Consider the following 17803-nt stretch of genomic DNA (forward strand, 5'->3'; position numbering starts at 1 on the left):
TAGCTCCTATGGTATTTAATGGTTCATGTAATACCCAGCTATTCGAAAGCTGGGTAGAGCAATTCTTGATCAAAGAGCTAAAAGCTGGGCAAGTTGTGATAATGGATAACGCTGCATTTCATAGATCACAAAAGACAAAAGATCTCATTGAATCTGTTGGTTGTAAGGTAATTTTTCTTCCTCCTTATTCACCTGATTTTAACCCAATAGAGAAATTTTGGGCTAATATGAAGCGATGGGTTAAGCAGAAAATTTCTGACTTTCAGAGTCTTTTTGCTTCGTTATCTTTCTTTTTTAAATACGCTACCTCAAATTAATTTACTATATAGCTAAGACAGTATAAAAAGATCACGAGATATAGAGTTGAAAAAGCTGATCAATTGAGCAAGCGAGAGTTTTGCTTATTTGTTTAGACTGAGCTCATTTTTTTCAATGGGATTTAGATCTGGGGAATAAGGTGGCAAATAAAGCAAGGTATGTCCGGAATCAGTAATAGATTTATGCATTTCTGCTCCTTTATGAAAGGTAGCATTATCCATAACTATGACACTATTTTGCGGTAACTTAGGCAGTAGACCTCTTTCCTAACTCTACTCCTGATGGCAACTGTGGCGACGCTGTCGATGCGCAAGTCCTCACGTACTTCATGTACGCTGCGGCTCTGTGCTTCGTATACTCCTCGCATTTGCTCATCATGAGCGAGTTTCAAAAGAGGTCTAATTTACCAATCACGATCATCATAAAAATACTTTTACTCATATATTTGAGCGTGTTTGCAATGAGCATCAGATAGAGTATAAAAAGACTAAGATCAAGCGTCCTTGGACTAATGGGCAGGAACAGAACTCTCAAAGAAGCAACTGCAAACAATTTCCATTATGTATCTCATGATAAGCTGAAACAGCATCTGCATGCTTATTTGATGGCTTATAACTTCGCTAAACGACTGAAAGCTATCAAAGGTAAAACTCCTTGGCAATTTATTTTAAATCAGTGGACAATTCATCCTGAATATTTTATACTTAATCCTAACCATTTCTTACTGGGACTAAACATTATTCTAATTTCAGTCTTAAGTGCGTACCTACGTTTCTTATCAGAAAAATAATCTCTTTGTTTCTTGCTAGGCCTTTCAATTATTTGCTTCGTTACATCTATTAACTGTTCAGTCTCTTCATAGCTTAGAGTGCGTTTTTTTCTATCGCAACCAACTTCGCGACCAATCGTTTCAAAGCTTTAATTATTCTGCATACCCTTGAAACATCGATCCCAAACATAAAACCTACCAGGCCTCTTGTATTTGTTGACGACTTTCTTTGCCCATGATACTTCAAGTTTCTTTAGCAAAATATCAAATTCTTCGCAACTAATGCCGAATAATCTTAAAAAAATTCTTGGATGTTTCCTGATTTTTGTGTATGATATTGCCATATATGGAGTAATATTCTCACTTACGCAACAGGTCTATTGTATACTGATTCGCTGACATAGTAATTACCTTACAAAGCTTATAAAAGCTATTATAAAGCCTTTGCCAAAATCTCAAGCTCTATTTAGCTCGCAACAGTCCCTCTAATGATCTCGGAAAGATTTTTAATAAAATAATTCACATGTTCCATACTATTATTATGTGATAAAGAAATTCTTAAAGCACATGATAATAACTCCTGCGTGAACCCCATAGCCTCTAGCACATGTGACTTTTGCACCTTACCTGATGAACATGCAGCACCTGAGCTGACTGCTATTTTGCGCAAATCTAGTTCGATTAATAATCTTTGTGCGCTGAATTCCGGTATCATAATTAAGCTAGTATTTGGCAACCTTAGGCTTTGGCGTGATGCTATTATGATATTTGGTTTCAGTTCTAACAACCTTTCTTCCAAAGTATCACGCATTGTTTGCACTATTATCTTCCTGTCTTGCTGAGTTTTGCTGACGATTGAAGCTGCCAAACCAAAAGCACCGATTGCAACCACATTCTCTGTACCAGAGCGCGCGTATTGTTCTTGCCCGCCTCCAATGATTTGCGCCTTAATGATGATGTTTTTTCTACAAACCAGCGCAGCCGCTCCAGAAATGCCGCCGATTTTGTGTCCGCATACCGTAACACAGTCGCAAAAACGTAAATTTTCTAATGAAATTCTGCCTAATGCCTGAGATGCGTCTGTATGTAGTATAGCATTAAATTTTTTTGTAATTTTTGAGATTGATTCAAGATCTTGCACTACACCTGTTTCATTATTAGCGAGCATAATGGATACTAGTTTGGGAGTGAGTGCTCTGCCATCGCCATTGACACTCGCATCCTCACTGAACTTCATGCGTGTTGGGAGTTCTGTGCTTTCATTTGCTCCTCGCATCGCCTCTGATTGAGCAAGTTTCGGAAGAGGTCTATTAGCAGAAGCCAGCAGATCCTCTAAATGTTGCAAGTTAAGTTTGCCTTGGCTATCCACCTTTATTACATGCGCTCCATACTCTTTATATACCATGAGAGATGCGTGTTCTATAGCGCTGATAAAAACCGTTGACGCGCGAAAGTTATGCATCAATAAGTTGTTCGCTTCCGTGCCAGTAGATGTGAAATATACATTATATTGATTATCTAAACAGCAAGCCTCCCGAATTTGCTTACGTGCTTTTTCTATCAAAGAGCTAGCAAAACGACCCATGGCGTGTATGGAAGATGGGTTTAATGGATGAGATGCAACGGTATTAAAAAACTCTAATACTTCAGGTTCTGGCGAGGTGGTTGAGTTGTGGTCGAAATATACTATCGCAGGTATGCTGATGTGATTCATAAATAGTTTTTATATGTTATGAATGAATTCATAAAATTTATAAGTATAAGGTGGTGAGAATTGCTTGCACAGATAACTGTACACTATTGCGATGTATCGCATTAGATTCAAAATAATGTATATTTTCTGGAGTGATAACGCTTAAATTATCAATAGAAATTTTATAATACACTGTGTTCTTAGGTAAGATAGAATCTATTAATGCTAAAGCTGAAGATAGGTCAGCGGCATTTAAGATGCATTTAATTTGAATTCTATGTTGATGTATGTTGATTGCGCTGTTTTTATTATGTCTACTTAACTCAGGGTCTAAATAGCATTGAGTATATGAGATCTCTAAATCGCGGGCAAGATGTTGGGCTTTTATTTGCGTCGTAAGCTGCATGGAAAGAGCGCTAAAATAAGCATCCATCTTATTGAAGTTCAATAACGCATTAAAATCTTTATTAAGCTTACTTGCGCTAGTATCATTGTGCAAAATATCATCAAAGCTAGAGAGTGCCTGAAAATGTACGTTTTGTATTCTATCTATTTTGTCCTGATAATCATTAAGTTTATTTGATAAATAAGAAATAAATATAACAAGAGTGATGATGAGATTTGCCGTTATTGCGAACTTAAAGAAAATCGCGTTGCTAGTATTTTTAATAAAGTTATCTAACACGAGAGTATTTGAAAATAAAAAATCAGTAGTATATAATTTACACTTTATTTAGTTGATTGGACTTTTGTCTTAAATCAAGCTAGGCATAACATAATGCGCCACAGCTCATCTTAAAACACATTTTATTTTATGTCCAAACAAAAATTATATCCAGAAGTTAATTCTACAACTAATCTTGTTGAAATTGAAAAGAAAGTTCTAAACTTTTGGCAAAAAGAAGATACTTTTAATAAGTCAGTTAACCAAAGTGGCGCGATGGGGGTATCAGTATTTTACGATGGCCCCCCATTTGCCAACGGATTGCCACATTATGGCCATATTCTGACGGGCTTTATTAAAGATGTATATGCTAGATACTACACCATGTTAGGCAAGAAAGTAGCTAGACGTTTTGGATGGGACTGCCATGGCCTGCCGGCGGAGATGGGTGCGGAGAAGGAGTTAGGTTTTTCTGGTAAATTAAATATCACTGCTTTTGGTATAGATAGATTTAATGAACATTGTAAAAAATCAGTGATGAAATATGCCGATCAGTGGGAGCAATATGTTACGCGCCAAGCTAGATGGGTGGACTTTCAGAATTCATATAAAACCATGGATAAAACATTCATGGAGTCAGTTTTATGGGTCTTTAAACAACTTTATGATAAGGGTTTGATATATGAGTCTAAAAGGGTTATGCCTTACTCGTGGGCCTGCGAAACGCCATTATCTAATTTTGAAACACGCATGGATAATGCTTATAGGCAGAGAGCAGACAAGGCTGTTGTTACAGCGTTCACTCTTAACACTCCACCCGTTTTAAATAAGCAAGTGCAGTGTTCTAGCTATAAAGTTTTAGCTTGGACAACCACTCCGTGGACCTTACCTTCTAATCTAGCTTTAGCAGTGGGTGCCGACATTGAGTATGTTTTAGTAATAAAAAATGGTATTGGCTATATCTTAGCGAAATTTGCTTTACCTAAATATTCTAAAGATTTAGGTGTTGATGTTGAGCTAGATGAGGTAATAGACATTAGCGCACAACAGCTCGTGGGTCTTTCTTATAAACCATTATTTAATTATTTTGCAGATCACGCTAATAGCTTTCAAATTTTCTGCGCAGACTTCGTTACTCAAGGTGATGGTACTGGTGTAGTGCACATGGCTCCCGGGTTTGGCGAAGATGACCAAGTGGTGTGCCAGGAGCATGGCATAGATGTGGTGTGCCCGGTGGATGCGCAAGGTAAATTCACTAACCAAGTGCATGACTTTGAAGGCATGCTTGTGTTTGATGCTAATGATTCTGTGATTAAAAAACTTAAAGAAAATGGTGATTGGATCAAAACTGAACAGTATCTACATAATTACCCTCATTGTTGGCGCACAGATACGCCTTTGATATATAAGGCCATTTCTTCTTGGTATGTAAAAGTTACTGCCTTTAGAGATAGAATGGTTGAGTTGAACCAGCAAATTAATTGGATACCTGGGCATATTAAAAATGGTATGTTTGGTAAATGGATAGAAAATGCTAGAGATTGGTCTATTAGTAGAAATCGCTTTTGGGGTACTCCAATACCAGTATGGCGCTCGAGCGATCCTAATTACCCAAGAATAGATGTTTACGGTAGCATTGAGGAGCTAGAGAGAGACTTTGGTGTGAAAGTGGATGATTTGCACAGGCCGTTCATCGACACTTTAACTCGCCCTAACCCAGATGATCCTACTGGAAAGTCTGTTATGAAAAGGGTGGAGGATGTGTTTGATTGTTGGTTTGAAAGCGGATCTATGCCTTATGGTCAGATGCACTATCCATTCGAAAATAAAGAATTATTCGAAGATAACTTTCCGGCAGACTTTATAGTAGAGTATTCCGCTCAAACTAGGGGGTGGTTTTACACTTTGCTGGTGCTATCTACAGCACTCTTTGACAAACCACCATTTTTAAACTGTATATGTCATGGAGTTATTTTGGATGCAACGGGCCAAAAACTTTCTAAAAGATTAAATAATTATACTGATCCATTAGAAATTTTTGATCAATATGGTTCCGACTCGTTAAGAGTAGCAATGTTATCTTCTAACGTAACCAAGGGAGAGGAGTTGTTGATAGATAAAGAGGGGAAGTTGATATACGACACCTTAAGGCTTTTTATTAAACCAATTTGGAACGCATATAGTTTTTTTACAATTTATGCAAACATTGATGGTTTTTCTATCTCACGGCACTCAAATAGGCAAGTCGTTGAATTTGAAGCTATCGATTTGTATATACAATCTAAATTAGCGCATGCTATAGAGAGGATAAAAAATGCCTTAGATAAATTCGATACACAAGCTGCATATAATGCTATAGGGGAGTTTTTTGAGGTATTAAATAATTGGTATATTCGCAGAACAAGAAATCGTTTTTGGAGCTCGGACAAGAAGTCTCATTCAAAGATAGCGGCTTATATCACCCTTTATGATTGCCTACTAAATATGAGTAAAGCTATAGCATCGCTCGTGCCTGTGCTAGCTGAAGAAATATATTTAGGCTTAACTCAACATCTCAGAAATTCTAATGCCGCATTTAAGGAACAAATTTGCACAAGCGTGCATTTAGAGCGATTTCCATCTATTCAAAACCCAGTCCAATATGATGGAATGGAATTGATGGATAAGGTAAGGGAGATTTGTAGTAGCGCGTTATTTATTAGAAATCAACAAAATATTAGAACGCGTCAGCCGCTAAGTTGCATGACTATCGTGCAGAAGCATTTAGATGATTTTGCGCATTTTGAAGAGATTTTAAAAGAGGAGGTGAATGTAAAAGAGATAAGGTATGAAAATAAGATTGCGGAATATGCAAAGCATAACGTAGCCATTAACTTTAATAAACTAGGTAAAAGGCTGCCAGAGAAAGTTAAAGACATTATTACGTGCGTCAAGAAGGATGAGTGGAAAGTAGAGGAAGGGCAATTAAAGATAGCCGGAGAAACTCTACTTGCTGATGAGTTTGAATATAAACTGCAGTTATTATCCGAAGCAAAAGATGGGGCTAAGAATATTAAGGTGAATGCCTCAAATGATGGCTTGGTTGTGCTAGATTTAAACATCACGCATGAATTGTATATGGAGGGCGTGATGCGAGATTTGATTAGGGCGGTGCAACATAGTAGAAAAAATTTAAATTTTCAGATCGAAGATAGAATTTATCTTGCTATCATGAGCAAAGACGAGGAGGTGGAGAGTGCTGTGAGTATGTATAAACAACTCATAGAAGAACAAACTTTAAGCACGATTCTACTAGCGGGTGATGAGAGAATATCACGACATAGTTTACAATCGCAACTAGTTGAGATATGCGAGCGTCAGCTTGAATTAGGTTTAGCCGTACTATCTAAATAAGACGTATTGCGGGTCAGATGAATTTGTGTTACCATGCGAACTTGAAGTTGTAGCTGCGCAGTTGCGCAAGGTGAAATATTGCCTTGTGAGGAAAGTCCGGACTCCGCAAAAATGATAATGCTGGCTAACGGCCAGCGGGCCTGCTTCAAGGTAGGTTCAGGGAAAGTAGTAACAGAAAGAATACCGCTTTTATAATATCGCATGGGAATTTTGTAGAGTTTATATTTTTATGTTTGATATAAGTTTATGAAGTAGCTCATTAATGTTTAATTATAGAAGTAAGGGTGAAATGGTGCGGTAAGAGCGCACCGGCGTTCTGGTGACAGTGACGCGCTTTAGACAAACCCCATTAGGAGCAAAACCAAGTAGATACAACCGTTTTTAGGAACGTTAAATCGCCATGATTGCTTTTAGAAGTGGCATGGATGGGTTTATCAGATATTTTTGGCTGAGAGTTGTGTGGGTAGGTTGCTTGAGGTTAATGGTAACATTAATCCTAGATGAATAACTGCGAAATGGCAGAAATCAGCGTTTGCACCCTGATTGCGAAAGTTTACAGAATCCGGCTTATAGGCTATAACTTCTAATCATAAAATAAATTTTAGTACTTGACTGTAGATGCTTTTTGTCTTACTATCGGTTGGGTGCATTTTTATTTTTATTATGCGCTATAAAGCAGGTTCGTTTTGTTTATACAAAAATCGTGATTTTGTATTGAATGAAAGTGTTAATGATATATGGCTCGATAGCTCAGTTGGTAGAGCAAAGGACTGAAAATCCTTGTGTCGCCGGTTCGATCCCGGCTCTGGCCACCACGCATACCTTAGTGTTGTGAGCGGTCTTGGTATTGACTTTACATTCAAAGCTATATACTATCACTATCGCGTTTGCATAAGAATATGCTAACCTTTTAATATTTTGTTTTTGGGCGATTAGCTCAGTTGGTAGAGCATCTCGTTTACACCGAGGGGGTCGGCAGTTCGAGTCTGTCATCGCCCACCATAAACTTTAATGTTGTGATATTAAGAATTTTGCTTCTTATGTTTCTATCTCATACTTTTTTGTATACTTTTCTGTTCGTTCTTCTTAACGAGTTCTTGAGTTTTTGATAAAATTCTCTCAATTTTTTACGTTTTCTGTGAAATTTTTTCTATTGAGCTCTGTATTCTCTCAATTTTTCGCTCCTCTATTGACTTTCCTCTATAATAGCTATACTCTCTTCAGAGGCCTGTTTTGGTTATTTGCGTGACGTATGTAAGTCTTTTTAGCGTGTGGTTAATGACTGCCCCTCTGTTCTACACATTTTATTTTAGTTTTGCTGTGTACGTTGCACTTGTTCTGCGCGTTATTTACTGTATTTTTGCTCAGCTGTTGAGTTTTATCGATAGCTTTTTCAAGAGCTTTCATGTCATTCATTTAAGAACTTCGCTTACTCTAAAAAAAACTCTCCTATTTTATCGTTTATTTGGTAGATGCGTTTCTGTTTTACGGGGCATAGCCCATCATATCTTTTGTTTTAATATTTTATTACTTATATCCGGCAAACCTATCTTTTCTCTTATTTTATAATGCATCAGTGGTACTGCGCTAATAGAATGGGTGTCGGCGTAATAAAAGGTTATATCTTATATGTGCTTATTGTTAGATATTTTTACTCGCTTCCTGTGAGGTTTAGAAGGTTGTAGGAACACGATCGGGAGTGATGGTGCAAAGAACCAAGCGAGTAAGAAATTTATTTAATTTTATTCGAGTGATTAATTTATTAGAGGTTGTGTTTAGTAATATATGCGTGTTAGAAAAAATTTTGGAAAGAATAGTATAGCCCTTGCAATTCCAAACCTGATAGATATTCAAAAAACTTCCTATCAGAAAACTTTCTTGCAGATGGGAGTGAATAGCGAAGAGAGGCTGGACATTGGCGTGCAACAAGTGCTTAAGTCAGTTTTTCCAATATCAGATCCACATAACAGAGCTACATTAGATTTTGTTAAGTATGAATTTGGCCCGTCTAAATATGATATAGAAGAAGCTAAACAAAGAAAAACTACTTATTACGCTCCATTAAAAGCGTTATTGAGGCTTACTATTTGGTCTATTGACCCTGTTACGCAGGCTAGAGGAGTAAAAAGTATCAAAGAGCAAGAGGTGTATATTGGCGATGTACCTTTAATGACGGAAAGTGGTACTTTTATTATTAATGGTACTGAGAGAGTAATAGTATCTCAACTGCATAGATCTGCCGGGGTGTTTTTTTATCATGATAATGGCAAAAATCATGCCTCAGGCAAGCTCCTATATTTTGCTAGAATAATACCTCATAGAGGTTCATGGATAGATTTTGAATTTGACACTAGGGATATTTTATTTTTTAGGATTGATCGTAAGCGCAAAATGTATGCAACTGTTTTACTTAAGGCGCTTGGTATGTCGAATAATGACATAATATCTTATTTCTATCCTAAGATGGCATATGAATTGATAGATGGCAAATGGACGGTTGATTTTATACCTGATTTGTTTAAAAATCAGAAGCTAGGATATGATTTAATAGACGCGAGAAATGGGGAGCTATTGCTATCTGCCGGTAATAGAATGACTCCTAAGATTATTAAAAGACTGTCCGATCAAGGAGTAACTAAAATTATCGCCCAAATTGAAGAGCTAGAGGGCAAGTTCTTGGCTCAAGATTTAGTAGATAGTCGAACCAACGAAGTTTTAACCACGGTTGGACAGATTATTAATCAAGATATTACCAAAGTCATTTTAAAATTAGGATTAAAAAAAGTTGAAGTATTAGCGCTGAGCGCTCAGTCTGAGCCATATTTGCGTAATACAATGTTTGCTGATAAAACTCAAGATTCTTCAGCTGCATTAACTGAAATTTTTAAGGTCATGCGTCCTGGCGAGCCCGCTACACCTGATGCTGGTAGAGCTTTATTACATAGTTTGTTTTTTGACCATGATAGATATGATTTATCTGCGGTTGGTAGAATCAAAACCAACAAAAGATTGAATTTGGATATACCGGAAAGTACTACGGTATTAACTCATGCGGATATTAAAGACATCATTAAAGCTCTAATGGATCTGAAGGATGGGAGAGGCAAGATTGATGATATAGATAACTTAGGCAACAGAAGGCTGCGCTCTGCGGGAGAGTTAGTTGAGAATCAATTTAGGCTTGGTGTGTTGCGTATGGGGCGATCTGTAGTGGAAAAGATGTCTAATACTGAGGTAGATTTGCTGATGCCTAATGATTTGGTAAATCCTAAACTATTGGTAGCTGTTTTAAAAGAATTCTTTGGCACTTCCCAGTCTTCTCAGTTTATGGATCAAACAAATCCACTGTCTGAAGTAACTCATAAGAGAAGAATGTCTGCCTTGGGCCCGGGAGGCTTGAGTAGAGATAGAGCGGCATTTGAAGCTAGAGACGTACATCCCACTCATTATGGTAGAATTTGCCCAGTAGAAACGCCGGAAGGTCAGAATATTGGGTTGATTAACTCTATGGCTATTTTTGCACGTACAAATAAATATGGTTTTATAGAAAGCCCATATCGCAAAGTAGTCGATGGCGTGATTACTGATGAGGTATACTATCTTTCTGCAGATGATGAAGCTAGATATAAAATTGGTCAAGCTAATGTGCGAGTAGATGAACAAAACAAAATTATAGAGGATTTGGTAAATTGTCGAATAGATAATGGAGATTTTGTAAAAGTTCCGCCGTGCGAAGTAGATTTTGTGGACGTAGCTCCTATGCAAGTCGTTTCGGTTGCGACTTCAATGATTCCATTTTTAGAAAATGATGATGCGAACAGAGCTTTAATGGGTTCTAACATGCAAAGGCAAGCCGTCCCCTTGCTTCGTAGCGAAGCACCGATAGTAGGTACGGGGATAGAACATACCGTGGCTAAGGATTCTGGTACATCCGTGGTTGCATTGCATGATGGTGTGGTGGAATATGTGGATGCTACAAGAATTATTGTAAGCTATGTAGATCAAGATCATTTAAAAGATGCGGTAGATGTATATAACTTGTCTAAATTTCGCAAATCAAACCATAACACGTGCATTAATCAAAAACCATTGGTGCGCGTGGGACAAATTGTAAAAGTCGGAGATATATTAGCAGATGGACCAAGTACAGAGAGAGGAGAGATTGCTCTTGGCAAGAATATTCTAGTGGCGTTTTTGCCGTGGAATGGATACACCTTTGAAGATTCTATCGTTATTTCAGAGCGTATTGTAAAAGAGGATGTATATACTTCAATTCATATAGAGGAATTTGAGGTGATAGCACGAGATACTAGATTAGGACCAGAAGAGATTACCCGTGATATACCTAATGCAAGTGAAGAAAACCTCAGACAACTTGACGAGACGGGTATAGTGTATATAGGAGCAGAAGTGAAGCCTGGCGATGTTTTAGTTGGTAAGGTGACTCCTAAGAGTGAATCTTTAGTGACTCCAGAAGAGAAGTTATTACGGGCGATTTTTGGAGAGAAGGCTGCCGACGTTAAGGATTCCTCTCTGCATGTACCTCCTGGTATTTATGGTACAGTAGTGGAAGTAAGAGTTTTTGTGCGTCGTGGCGTTGATAAAGATGAACGGGCTCAGATGATTGAGCTTCAACAGATAGCATCTCTTGCCAGAGATAGAGATGATCAAATTCATATCCTCGAATCTTTTACTATTAAACGCATTAAGCGGTTATTGGCTCAACAGGTTTACATTGCTGGGCTTAAAAATGTAGAGGTGGGTAAGGCATTGGATGAGACATTCATTAATTCTCTTTCTAAAACGCAAGTTTTTCACATTCAGGTACAATCAGAGGAAGTGAGTAAGCTTATTCAGCACGCACGGACAAGTTATGAAGAGCAAGCGAATAAACTTAAAGATAATTTTAACCAAAAAGTAGAGAAGATACGTAGTGGGGATGATTTACCTAGTGGTGCACTAAAAGTGGTAAAAGTCTTCGTTGCAACAAAACACAAGTTGCAGGCGGGAGATAAAATGGCTGGTAGACACGGTAATAAAGGTGTAGTTTCTAGGATAGTACCAGTTGAAGATATGCCTTATTTAGAAGATGGCACGGTGATAGATATCATTTTAAATCCTCTAGGCCTTCCTTCACGCATGAATATTGGGCAAATTTTAGAAACTCACTTGGGCTGGGCTTTAAAGAGCTTAGGGGTAAAAATGGATCGCATGCTTCAGTCGTACCGTAAATCCGAAATAGAGTTGGAACAGGTTAAAGAATTCCTGAGGCAGCTTTATCATAAAAATTCCGCTAATATTGATGTGGACACTTTATCTGATCAAGAATTATTAAATTTATGCTACGATTCTAGGAGTGGCGTATATTGTGCAACGCCAGTATTTGATGGCGCGAAAATTTCTGATATTAAACAAATGCTTGAGTTAGCTGAACAAGATCAAAGCGCTCAGGTGAGACTAATAGATGGTAGAACTGGAGAATATTTTGATCGTCCAGTGACTGTGGGGTATAATTATTTACTCAAGTTGCATCATCTTGTAGATGATAAGATTCACGCCAGATCTATTGGGCCTTATAGTCTCGTAACTCAGCAACCATTGGGAGGTAAAGCCCATTTTGGTGGACAGAGAGTTGGAGAGATGGAATGCTGGGCATTTCAAGCATACGGTGCTAGCCGTATCTTGCGTGAGATGCTAACAGTAAAATCAGATAGTCCGGATGGTAGGGTCAAAATATATCGTCGTATCATTGCTGGAGAATACTCCTTTGATGAATACGGCACTCCTGGTTCATTTGGAGTGATGCTTGGAGAGATAAGAGCGTTAGCTCTTAATATGGGTCTAGAAAATGGAGATTTAGAGCAGTCAGAGCGCAAGGTGTATCAATGTCCTATAAACCTAGAATAGATTATTCCTGCATAATCGTTCACTAAAGTGTATGCAAAGAGACGTTAGGGCGCGAATGTTCGGATATGCATGATGAAGTGTAGGTTTTGAGTTAAAAAACGCGCTACAGTTGTTATTAGGGGAAAGGTGCGCAGAGAAGTTTAATAAGCCTCTTTTGAACTCACTCATAGAAAGCAAATGCATGGTGTGTAGGAAGCGCAAGACTTGGAGCGCGCATGAAAGTTAAGCGAAATACCTCAAGTCGAAGAGCAACGTCGCGGTTGTCATTGGGAGTAGAGTTTTGCAAGAGGTTTAATGATGAACGGACTAGAGAATAGTTTGTTATATAGTTTTGAAAGATAGTCGAATTAAGTAACTAATATTTTGTAATTACAACACGAAAAACAGAAGCATTATGTATAAAATGAATATTTCGCATGATAAATCAGAGCAGGATACTCACGACTTTGATCGTATTAGAATTAGCATTGCTAGCCCTGAAGAAATCAGAAAATGGTCATTTGGTGAGGTAACTAAACCAGAAACTATTAATTATCGTACTTTTAAACCTGAGCGAGATGGTTTGTTTTGCGCTAAAATTTTCGGACCAATTAAAGATTATGAGTGTCTGTGCGGCAAGTATAAGAAAATTAAATATAAAGGAGTGATATGCGATAAGTGCGGAGTAGAGGTAACCTTAGCAAAGGTGCGTAGAGAGCGTATGGGGCATATAGAGCTCGCTGCCCCCGTTGTGCATGTTTGGTTTTTAAGATCACTACCATCTAAAATTAGCATTTTGCTTGACATCGCCATGAAAGATTTGGAAAGGATTATGGTGTATGAGTTGCATGTGGTAACGGATCCTGGGCTTACTACCTTACAGAACTTATCTTTGATTTCGGAATCGGAGTTAAATAGCATGCAAGATGAATATGGAGATAATGCGTTTAGCACGATATCTGGCACAGAGGCGATACAATTCTTGTTGAAGGAGTTAGATCTTGTGCAACTTGCTAGGTGTCTACGTGAATCTATAGACAGTTCGCCATCTGATACAAAGAAAAAAAAGGCCCTGAAGAGATTGAAATTAGTAGAAGATTTTATTAAATCTGGGAACAAACCGGAGTGGATGGTAATGACAGTATTGCCTGTGCTTCCGCCAGAGCTGAGACCATTGGTTCCGCTAAATGGTGGTAGATATGTCGCTTCAGACTTGAATGATCTTTATCGTAGGGCCATTAATAGGAATAATCGTTTGCGTAGATTTAAAGAACTCAAGGCTCCTCAAATTGTAATACGTAATGAAAAAAGAATGTTGCAAGAAGTGGTGGATGCTTTATTTGATAATGGTAGACGCGGTAGAGTATTTAAAAACAATGGCAAAAAACCTATCAAATCTCTAAGCGATATGCTGAAGGGTAAGCAAGGTCGTTTCCGTCAGAATTTATTAGGTAAAAGGGTAGACTATTCTGGACGTTCTGTGATTGTAGTTGGTCCTGAGTTAAAGCTACATCAGTGCGGTTTACCTAAGAAAATGGCATTAGAGCTTTTTAAACCATTTGTTTATTCTAAATTAGAATTGAAAGGAATAGCGCCAAATTTGCGCTATGCAAAAAGAATGGTTGAAATGGAAAAAGCTGAGGTGTGGGATGTGCTAGAAGAAGTAATTAAACAACATCCAATATTACTCAATCGCGCTCCAACTTTACATAGACTTGGTATTCAAGCTTTTGAACCATTGCTTATTGAAGGTAAAGCTATACAGTTGCATCCTTTAGTATGCGCGGCTTTCAATGCTGATTTTGATGGAGATCAGATGGCTGTACACGTACCTCTTTCACTAGAAGCTCAAATTGAGGCTAGAGTTCTTATGATGTCTACTAACAACATCTTAAGTCCTGCTAATGGCAAACCGATTATAGTGCCAGATAAAGATATAGTGCTTGGTATATATGATTTAAGTAGGATTGTGAAAGATGCTATAGGCACTGGAATGATGTTTGGTAGTATGTATGAAATAGAATATGCGTTGTTTAACCAATATGTTACCTTGCATAGTAAAATTTCTTATCGAATGAGGAGTGCTGATGGTAGCACTAGAATAATAGAAACTACGCCAGGTAGACTCATGATATTCCAGTTATTACCGCAGCATGAGAATATTACAATAGATTTAGTAAATAAACTACTCACTAAGAAAGATATCACTAAAGTTGTAGATACTGTTTATAGATATTGTAAACAGAAAGAGACTGCATTATTCGCTGATAGGCTTATGAGCTTTGGTATGAGGCATGCAACTCGCGCCGCAGTTTCATTTGGCATTGATGATATGGTAATTCCAGAAACCAAAACCAAACATATCACTCAAACTTTGGGTGAAGTAAAGGAATTTGAGCAACAGTATAACGATGGTATTATTACTCAAGGTGAGCGTTATAACAAAATTATTGATGCTTGGTCTAGCTGTGGTGAAAAAGTAGCTGCTGATATGATGCAGAGTATCGCAAAAGGCTCCGATTCTTCTCAAATCAATTCCATATATATGATGGCGCACTCTGGCGCAAGAGGATCTGCTACGCAAATTAAACAATTAAGCGGAATGAGAGGGTTGATGACCAAACCATCAGGCGAGATTATTGAAACGCCGATTATCTCGAATCTCAAGGAAGGCTTAACAGTTTTAGAGTATTTTAATTCTACTCATGGCGCTAGAAAAGGACTTGCTGATACAGCGTTAAAAACTGCAAATTCTGGATATTTAACTAGGAGATTAGTAGATGTTGCGCAAGATTATGGCATAGTAGAGTATGATTGTGGAACTACTAAAAGTATTGACATGAGGGCTGTGATAGATAGTGGCGAAATTGTAGTGTCATTGTCGGAACGCGCCCTGGGACGTGTATTAGCAAAAGATGTTTTATGTCCACAGACACAAGAAGTGTTAATCCAAAAAAACGAATTGCTAGATGAGCATCAGGCTCGCATCATTGACCAACATGGTATACATGTTGTGTCTGTTAGATCGGTGCTTACCTGTAGGGTAATTGGTGGTACTTGCGCTAAATGTTACGGCAGAGATCTAGCTAGTGGCAAACTTGTATCTGTTGGAGAGGCAGTGGGGGTGATTGCGGCTCAATCTATTGGCGAACCTGGTACTCAGCTTACTCTCAGAACTTTCCATATTGGTGGAGCTGCGACTAAGGGCACGGAGTCATCTTTTATAGAAGCAAACTATCCTGGTAGAGTAAAGGTATCTAATTTAAATATCGCAAAGGATTCGCACGGGCATATGATAGTAATGAGTAGGTCATGTGAGGTGATGATACTGGATGACAAGGATTTGGAGAATGCGCGTTATAAGCTACCTTATGGTGCAAAAATTCATGTGCAGGATGGTCAGAGTATTGAGCGTGGTCAGAGTATTGCTGACTGGGATTCTTATAACATACCAGTGATTGCGGAAGTTTCTGGCAGGATAGTTTTTTCTGATATGATAGACGGCACTACGGCCAAGGATATTGTGGATGATTCTACTGGCTTAACTAGTAGAGTTATTACAGAATCTAAACAATACCTGAGAGGAATTGAGCTTAAGCCTAGTATACATTTGATAGATGAAAATGGTAATGTTTTGCATCTTCCAAATGGTTTGGAAGCGAGGTATGAATTGCATTCTGGTACAGTTTTATTACTAGAAGAAGGTGCGGTTGTAAATGCTGGTGATGTCATGGCGAGGATACCGCGAGAATCTGCTAAAACAAAAGATATTACTGGTGGCTTGCCTAGAGTTGCTGATTTATTTGAGGCTAGAAAACCAAAAGATCATTCTATCATCGCATCAGTTGCTGGGCGCATTGAATTCCACAAGAGCTATAAAACTAAGCGTTGCATCTTCCTCCATCCATTAGATGGTGGTGATCCTGTAGAATATATGGTGCCTAAGGGACGAAATATTTTGGTGCAAGATAGGGATATTTTGCAAAAGGGTGATGTGATAATTGATGGTAGTCCTGCACCTCAAGATATTTTAGCGACTATGGGCGTGATAGCTTTGGCCGAACATATAACTCAGGAAGTGCAGGCTGTGTATCGATTGCAGGGCGTGAGAATTGATGATAAACACATAGAAGTAGTGATTACGCAAATGCTGCGCAAGGTGGAGGTTGTTGATCCTGGTAACACAAATCTTGCGCCAGGTGATGTGTTAGATAAAATAGAGCTAGCGCAAATAAATGACGCAGTAATGGCATCTGGTAAAAAGCCAGCTGTTGGTAAAGAGGTGTTGCAAGGTATTACCAGAGCTTCATTAAATACTCAATCATTCATTTCAGCAGCTTCTTTCCAAGAAACTACAAAAGTGCTAACTGAAGCTGCCATCGCTGGTAAAATTGATTATTTGGAAGGAGTGAAAGAGAATGTGATATGTGGTAGATTTATACCAATTGGCACTGGCGCTAGTTTAAATAAATATAAACAGGAGGCAAGGAAGCTTGATGCTTTGGCTGAAGCAAACCACTCGCGCCATTCCGCTTGGTCACTATGATGATGAGTGATCTTGTATCATGCTATTTCTGAGTAATGGATGATGATAGAGTAATGTGAGTAAATATTTTATGAATTCAAAAGCGTGGTTTGTACCCTTTACGATCGAGATGAGAGATTACACCGTAGTTTGCAATTAGATGATGAATTCATGATTTTAGAATTATACTAAAATTAAAATAAATTTTAATTTGCGTGATTATGCGTTTAAATTCTTTCATAGACTATTGTAACTAAGATCATATAAAAAGGTCGCAGGTGTGTATTGAAGATTTGATCAGTGAACATGTGCAAGTCAAGATTTGATCTTACATACGGCTACTACAAATTAGAACCAGTCACGCAAAAGGTTGAAGTATTGGAGGGACATCGTTATGATTGGCATCAAAGGGAGGATATGAGATGTCAACGAGCTATACGAGTGATTTAACAGATGAAGAATGGGCCGTAGTCGAAAAGATAATTTACAAAAGAAGGGGGAAACAAGGCAGGCCGCCCCCTAGGGATGCCAGACGTTTATGGGATGGTATATTTT

Annotated in this window: 10 protein-coding genes, 2 tRNA genes and 1 other RNA gene; 8 read left to right on the forward strand and 5 right to left on the reverse strand. The window is 38.2% G+C overall.

Annotated features, from left to right (window positions below):
* The coding region (locus tag Sarmat_RS02935; protein WP_202149207.1) for a transposase at positions 1-317 on the forward strand (317 nt) is incomplete at its 5' end.
* A gap of 84 nt (positions 318-401) precedes the next feature.
* On the opposite strand, the gene Sarmat_RS02940 is transcribed toward Sarmat_RS02935, so the two are convergent.
* Together Sarmat_RS02940 and Sarmat_RS02945 are read right to left on the reverse strand one after the other, a co-directional pair.
* Positions 402-539 carry a transposase gene (locus tag Sarmat_RS02940; RefSeq protein ID WP_202149349.1) on the reverse strand — a complete coding sequence of 46 codons (138 nt, stop codon included), beginning with the start codon at positions 537-539 and terminating at the stop codon, positions 402-404.
* Positions 540-541: 2 nt separating this feature from the next.
* Positions 542-685, reverse strand: a complete 144-nt coding sequence (locus tag Sarmat_RS02945; protein WP_202149350.1) for a hypothetical protein — start codon at positions 683-685, stop codon at positions 542-544.
* 144 nt (positions 686-829) lie between these two features.
* On the opposite strand from Sarmat_RS02945, the gene Sarmat_RS02950 reads away from it, so the two are divergent.
* A complete protein-coding gene (locus Sarmat_RS02950; protein ID WP_202149351.1) occupies positions 830-1108 on the forward strand; it encodes a hypothetical protein in 279 nt (92 codons plus the stop codon).
* A 128-nt stretch (positions 1109-1236) separates the two neighbouring features.
* Here Sarmat_RS02950 and Sarmat_RS02955 read toward each other — a convergent pair whose 3' ends face one another.
* From Sarmat_RS02955 to Sarmat_RS02965, 3 genes are all read right to left on the reverse strand, one after another.
* Positions 1237-1431 (reverse strand): hypothetical protein, encoded by a 195-nt coding sequence (locus Sarmat_RS02955; protein ID WP_202149352.1) that lies wholly within the window; start codon positions 1429-1431, stop codon positions 1237-1239.
* Positions 1432-1553: 122 nt separating this feature from the next.
* On the reverse strand, positions 1554-2801 hold the full coding sequence (locus Sarmat_RS02960) for a cysteine desulfurase family protein (protein WP_202149353.1): 1248 nt from the start codon (positions 2799-2801) through the stop codon (positions 1554-1556).
* Between the two features lie 37 nt (positions 2802-2838).
* Entirely contained in the window at positions 2839-3465 is a 627-nt protein-coding gene (locus tag Sarmat_RS02965) for a hypothetical protein (protein WP_202149354.1), read from the reverse strand.
* Between the two features lie 129 nt (positions 3466-3594).
* On the opposite strand from Sarmat_RS02965, the gene ileS reads away from it, so the two are divergent.
* The 6 genes from ileS to rpoC all read left to right on the forward strand — a co-directional run bounded on the left by ileS (position 3595) and on the right by rpoC (position 17269).
* The gene (ileS, locus tag Sarmat_RS02970; protein ID WP_202149355.1) at positions 3595-6837 is read left to right on the forward strand and encodes an isoleucine--tRNA ligase; all 3243 of its coding nucleotides are present in this window, start codon (positions 3595-3597) and stop codon (positions 6835-6837) included.
* Positions 6838-6882: 45 nt separating this feature from the next.
* Positions 6883-7423, forward strand: an RNA gene (gene rnpB, locus Sarmat_RS02975) — RNase P RNA component class A.
* Positions 7424-7576: 153 nt separating this feature from the next.
* A tRNA-Phe gene (locus tag Sarmat_RS02980) sits at positions 7577-7652 on the forward strand.
* 111 nt (positions 7653-7763) lie between these two features.
* Positions 7764-7839: transfer RNA gene (locus Sarmat_RS02985), tRNA-Val, on the forward strand.
* A 783-nt stretch (positions 7840-8622) separates the two neighbouring features.
* Positions 8623-12744, forward strand: coding sequence for a DNA-directed RNA polymerase subunit beta (gene rpoB, locus Sarmat_RS02990; RefSeq protein ID WP_202149356.1), 4122 nt, complete (start codon positions 8623-8625; stop codon positions 12742-12744).
* 403 nt (positions 12745-13147) lie between these two features.
* Positions 13148-17269, forward strand: coding sequence for a DNA-directed RNA polymerase subunit beta' (gene rpoC, locus Sarmat_RS02995; protein ID WP_202149357.1), 4122 nt, complete (start codon positions 13148-13150; stop codon positions 17267-17269).
* Positions 17270-17803 lie beyond the last annotated feature (534 nt).

Source organism: Candidatus Sarmatiella mevalonica, from assembly GCF_016751895.1.
In the GTDB taxonomy this organism is placed as follows: Bacteria; Pseudomonadota; Alphaproteobacteria; order Rickettsiales; family Rickettsiaceae; genus Sarmatiella; species Sarmatiella mevalonica.

Bases quoted from the DNA above. Each gene is read 5' to 3' on its own strand.
- Sarmat_RS02940 (WP_202149349.1), bottom strand. From the start codon at position 539: ATGGATAATGCTACCTTTCATAAAGGAGCAGAAATGCATAAATCTATT.
- Sarmat_RS02945 (WP_202149350.1), bottom strand. From the start codon at position 685: ATGCGAGGAGTATACGAAGCACAGAGCCGCAGCGTACATGAAGTACGT.
- Sarmat_RS02950 (WP_202149351.1), top strand. From the start codon at position 830: ATGGGCAGGAACAGAACTCTCAAAGAAGCAACTGCAAACAATTTCCAT.
- Sarmat_RS02955 (WP_202149352.1), bottom strand. From the start codon at position 1,431: ATGGCAATATCATACACAAAAATCAGGAAACATCCAAGAATTTTTTTA.
- Sarmat_RS02960 (WP_202149353.1), bottom strand. From the start codon at position 2,801: ATGAATCACATCAGCATACCTGCGATAGTATATTTCGACCACAACTCA.
- ileS (WP_202149355.1), top strand. From the start codon at position 3,595: ATGTCCAAACAAAAATTATATCCAGAAGTTAATTCTACAACTAATCTT.
- rpoB (WP_202149356.1), top strand. From the start codon at position 8,623: ATGCGTGTTAGAAAAAATTTTGGAAAGAATAGTATAGCCCTTGCAATT.
- rpoC (WP_202149357.1), top strand. From the start codon at position 13,148: ATGAATATTTCGCATGATAAATCAGAGCAGGATACTCACGACTTTGAT.